This window comes from Chryseobacterium arthrosphaerae (assembly GCF_001684965.1).
GTDB classification, from domain to species: domain Bacteria; phylum Bacteroidota; class Bacteroidia; order Flavobacteriales; family Weeksellaceae; genus Chryseobacterium; species Chryseobacterium arthrosphaerae.
In genome coordinates this window covers 1-1,303 of sequence record NZ_MAYG01000036.1, presented here as the reverse complement: position 1 = coordinate 1,303, position 1,303 = coordinate 1, and the positions used below count along the sequence as shown (strand labels likewise).

At 31.5% G+C, this 1,303-nt stretch carries 1 rRNA gene; it reads right to left on the bottom strand.

Annotated features, from left to right (window positions below):
- Positions 1-1,226: 1,226 nt before the first annotated feature.
- Positions 1,227-1,303, bottom strand: a 5S ribosomal RNA gene (rrf, locus tag BBI00_RS23815); the annotation flags it as partial.

Sequence of the window (1,303 nt, the reverse complement as noted above, 5' to 3'; positions counted from 1 at the left end):
AGTTTTTCCTTACTTGGTTGTTATATTGTATGTCAATGATCTTTATATCTTCCGCTTTTTAACGTAGCAATCTTTTCTGTCAGTGTCGCTCCGTATTTGCGAGTGCAAAAGTAAAACTTTATTTTGAACTGACCAAATGTTTCTGAAGAAAATTTTAAAGTTTTTTAAGTAACCTTAATCCCTTCCTAAACCTCAATCTCTCTACCCTTCTGCGCTCCCTTAATTGGGACTGCAAAGATACAAACTTTATTTTAACCCGCAACTTTTATCTGATAAAAATTAAAAGTTTTTTTCGTCTGCCTCTCCTTAAAAGTATATCGTTTTTGCTTATCTAAAAGCTCTTCTGCGCTTACTGAGTCTCTTTCGTTTTTCAGTGGGGCAAAGATAGCAACTTATAACAACGCAAAACAAGTTTATTTAACATAAAGTTTACACACATTATTCAATTGTTGGTAACTGTACAACATAAATAATTGATTGAATTACTTTTACATACTTATTAACACTTATCCACAATGAGTAATATTAATTAGAAAATATAATATAAAAAAGCCGATGATTGATTTGGAATTGCTTAGATATTCAAAATGTAACAAGAAAATAGATATTTAATTTTAAGTTCGGAGAAGATTTTTATAACGAGTTAAAAAAATCAATCAAATAGAAATGAATGAATATCATGGTATAAACTGAAAGCTAACATTACAAATACAATGATTCAAATAAAAGGAATTTATACTGACCTTTAGCTAAATATTGAGTTTCATTCTTAAATAAATATCATGAGCTTATCAATTCTCCCAACATATCTATCGCTATCCAATTTACCATTGGCGATATCGTATCTTCGATTTCCATAAGAAATTCAGACAGTATGTTGATAATATAAGCTTTTGTTCTCTGGGAAAATGAGAATATCCTGTGTATGTAGCCTTTCAACTGTTTAGATTCTTTCAGAATGACAAAAGCATGAAGAGATCAGATGTTCTGATGATTCTGGAAAAAGAGCCCATAACAGATAAGAACAGGATTTGGATAAAAGAGAGTAAGGGATAATAATAGGAGTATTAAGCCATAAAGTATTCAATAGGGACGGGCTTTAGCCCGTTCTCATCAAAAAGAATAAATTCCATTAAAAATAAAGAAGTCCGCTGAGAGCTTCTTTGGATATAAAACAAAAAAAATCCTTTATCGTTATGATAAAGGATTTTTAAAAATAAAATAAAAACTGGCGGCGGCCTACTCTCCCGCGTTAGCAGTACCATCGGCGCTGGTGGGCTTAACTTCTGTGTTCGGAATGGGA